General features: G+C 64.7%; 3 protein-coding genes. All 3 read right to left on the bottom strand.

Going from position 1 to position 3,753, the window contains the following annotated elements; all coding sequences use genetic code 11:
• Positions 1–664 (bottom strand): enoyl-CoA hydratase/isomerase family protein (locus JWR14_RS35905; protein ID WP_299719039.1); only part of this gene is annotated, 664 nt, incomplete at its 3' end.
• Between the two features lie 66 nt (positions 665–730).
• Positions 731–3,097, bottom strand: coding sequence for a xanthine dehydrogenase family protein molybdopterin-binding subunit (locus JWR14_RS35900; RefSeq protein WP_299719037.1), 2,367 nt, complete (start codon positions 3,095–3,097; stop codon positions 731–733).
• Between the two features lie 4 nt (positions 3,098–3,101).
• Positions 3,102–3,614, bottom strand: coding sequence for a (2Fe-2S)-binding protein (locus JWR14_RS35895; RefSeq protein ID WP_299719035.1), 513 nt, complete (start codon positions 3,612–3,614; stop codon positions 3,102–3,104).
• Between the last annotated feature and the right edge of the window lie 139 nt (positions 3,615–3,753).

Raw genomic sequence — 3,753 nt, 5'->3', positions numbered from 1 at the left:
AGTCGGGAATCGTGATCTCGCGGAAGTACGTCTTCAGCGCCGCGATGGCGATCCGGTCGCGCGTGCAGATCGAGGCGACCATCGCGTCCGCGCGTTCGCTTAAGGCCGCAGCCGGCACGACTTCGGCAACGATGCCCCACTCGCGCGCATTCGCGGCGTCGATGGTCTCCGTCAGGTAGACCATGTGCGCGGACGCCTTCGGCGGCACCTTGTGGCGCAGCACGGACAGCACGAGCGTCGGCGGCAGGTTTTTCTGCAACTCGGGGAGGTTGAAGCGTGCGCTGTCCGAGGCGACGGCCATGTCGCAAGCGGTGACGAGCGCACAGCCAAAACCTTCCGCATCGCCTTGCACTTCGGCGAGGAGCGGCACTTCGCTTTCGTGCATCGCGCGGTAGACGTCGAGAATCGGATCGGCCACGTTGCGACGGAACTGCGCGGCTGTTGGCGCGGTGGAGGGCGGTGCACCGACCGCGCGGCCGCGGCAGAACGCGGGACCGGACGCGCGGATCCGGATGATTTTCACGGCGCTGTCGCGGCCGGCCTTGCGGATCTCGGCGGCGAGCGCACGCATTGCGTCGAGCGTCAGCGTGTTGCCCAGGTCCGGCTGGCCAAGGGTGATCCGGTATTCGGAATCGTGGAGCGCTGCGGTGAATTCGGTCGTCATGGAGAAAAGGTCCAAACAATGAAAACAGGGGGATGGGCGTCCGCGATGAGCGAGCGCCCGCGCAGGTCAGCGCGCGTAGGCGCCGGCCTCTTTGAGTTTCTGGAACACACGCTGCGGCACGAGCGGTGCTTCGGTGAATTCGACACCGTATTCGGAGAGTGCGTCTTCGATCGCCCCGACGATTGCCGCGGCAGCCGGAATCGTGCCGCCTTCGCCCGCGCCCTTGACGCCGAGCGGGTTCAGCGGCGACGGCGTTTCGAGGTGCACGATGTCGATGTTCGGCACGTCGGTTGCCATCGGCAGCAGGTATTCGCCGAAGTTCGTCGTGGTCGGCTGCGCGTTCTCGTCGTACTGCATCCATTCGAGCGTCGCGTTGCCAATGCCGTGCGCAACCGAGCCGATGATCTGGCCGTCGACGATCATCGGATTGATGAGCTTGCCCGAGTCGTGCGCCATCACGTAGTTGAGGATCGTGATGTGGCCGGTCTCGCGATCGACTTCGAGTTCGACGACGGCAGTGCCGTTGCAGTACGTCGACTGCGCGGGCGAGAAGTATTTCGTCTCCTCGAGGCCGGCGGTGAGGCCCTTCGGCATCGTGAAGCCCGGCATGCCCTGCGAGATCTTCGCGAGCTCGCCGTAGCTCATGCGCTGTTCGATGCCCGAGCGGCGCGCCACGTGGCCCTCGACGAGTACGAGTTCGGCGGTTTCGCACTTCCACAGGTGGGCAGCGAGCGTGAGCATCTTCTCGCCCACGGCCTGGGCGGCGATGTAGACCGAGTTGCCGGCATTGACCGTCACGCGGCTCGCGAACGTACCGACGCCCATCGAGATGCCGCCGGTGTCGCCGGTAACGACGTCGATCGTTTCAAGGGGCACGTTCAGTTGCTCGGCGCAGATCTGCGCAAAGGTCGTCTTGTGGCCCTGACCTTGCGGCGATGCGCCGGTGATCACGACGATGCGGCCGTTCGCTTGCACGCGCACTGTTGCGCCCTCGAACGGGCCCATGCCCGTGCCTTCGACGAAGCTCGCCATGCCGATGCCAACGAAGCGGCCCTGGCGGCGTGCCTCGGCCTTGCGCGCGGCAAAGCTCGCGTAGTTCGCGCGCTCGAGCGCTGCTTTTTGACAGGCCGGATAGTCGCCGCTGTCGTAACGCAGCGGGCTGCCGTCGCGATAGATGAAGCCCGCGTCATACGGCATCTGCTCCGGCTGGATCAGGTTGCGCCAGCGCAGCTCCGCGCGGTCCATGCCGAGTGTGCGCGCGGCCTTGTCGAGAATCCGCTCCATGGCAAACACCGCCTGAGGACGGCCTGCACCGCGTACTGGCGAGGTTGCGCACTTGTTCGTGTAGACGACGTCGAGCTTTGCGGCCATCGCGGGGATCACGTACGGGCCGGGCGTCGTCGTGATGGAGATGTATGGCGTGATGATGCCCCACGGCAGGAACGCGCCGTTGTCGTGCACCATCTCGAGCTTCACGCCGCGGATCTTGCCGTCGTTTTCGAGCGCCATTCGTACGGTCCACCACTGGTCGCGCTCCTGCGTGACTGCGAGGAAATGCTCGCGCCGGTCCTCGATCCATTTGACAGGACGCTTGAGCGCGACCGCCGCGATCGCGACGAGTGCCTCTTCGGGATAGAACGGCAGCTTCGGACCGAAGCCGCCGCCGACGTCATTCATCAGCACGCGCAGCTTCTCGGCATCCCACTCGAGCAGCTCGACGAGGTTCTTCTTCTCGTGGTGCGGCGCCTGACCTGACGACCAGACTGTCAACTCGCCGTTGGTCGGGTGATATTCGGCGAGATAACCGCGCGTCTCCATCGGATGCGCGGACCCGCGGTTTTGCCAGTACGTTTCCTCGACGACATGCGGCGCATTGTTGAAGGCTGCGTCGATGTCACCAAAACCCATGTCGATATGCGCGACGACGTTGTCTTTCGCGTCGGTGTGACAGAGCGGCGACTCGGCGCGCAGTCCGTCACGGCACTCGGCGACGGCGGGCAGCGTGTCGTACTCGATCTCGATCAGGCCGCAGGCATCTTCCGCGATATAGCGGTTGTCCGCGACGACGAACGCCACCGCTTCGCCCGCGAACGTGACTTCCGTCGAGGTGAGCAGTTCCTGGGTGCGCTCGAAGCGGATCGCCGGGTTCGGCAACATCGACGGCGCGCGGCCGCGTGCGCGGCCGGTCAAGTCCGCGTGCGTGTAGACCGCATGCACGCCCTTGAGTTCGCGGGCTGCCGTGCAGTCGATCGAGACGATCTTCGCGTGCGCGTGCGGGCTGCGCAGCACCGCGGCCTGCAACATGTTTGGCAGGTGCACGTCGTCCACGTAGGAACCCTGGCCTTGCAGCAGCTTCTTGTCTTCGGTACGCAGGACGCGCTTGCCGATGTAGCGCTGGTCGGTGGGGGCACCTTTCAGGTCGGATATTTCCATCGTGTTACTCCGTAGCTTGTGCCGTCGGTATAGCGGCACGCTGATCGCGGATGCGCTGCGCGGCGAGCAGGGCAGCCGCGACGATCGGCTGGTAGCCCGTGCAGCGGCACAGGTTGCCCGTGATCGCTTCGCGAATCTCGGCTTCGGTTGGCGCATCCGTTTCGTTCAGCAGTTCGGTCAGCGTCATCAGCATGCCAGGCGTACAGAACCCGCATTGCAACGCGTGCGTTTCGGTAAAGGCTTTTTGCAGTTCGTTGAGCGTGCCATCCGCGTGAGCAAGTCCTTCGACGGTGGTCAGCGAGCAGCCGTTGACCTGGGCCGCGAGCGTCAGGCAGGCGCGCGCAGTGCGGCCTTCCAACAGCACGGTACAGGCACCGCATACGCCGTGCTCGCAACCGTAGTGCGTGCCGGTGAGGTAGAGGTGGTGACGCAGGAAGTCACCGAGCATGAGGCGCGGTTCGACCTCGCGCTCGTAAGCGGTGCCGTTCACGACGACTTTGACGGTACGAGTCTCCATGTCCATCTCCTTTTTTGTCACTCTATGATTGTCTTGCTGTATGTCCTGCAAAGCGCGAGAACGCTGTCTTCAGCGCTCTTTCGGTCAGGACGCCGGCGAGATGCTGGCGGTAGTCGGTACTCACGTGCGCGTCGGTCAT

It is taken from the genome of Caballeronia sp. (genome assembly GCF_028292365.1).
GTDB lineage: Bacteria > Pseudomonadota > Gammaproteobacteria > Burkholderiales > Burkholderiaceae > Caballeronia.
Note: the sequence above shows the minus strand (reverse complement) of the source record. Positions and strands in the feature narration are given on the sequence as shown.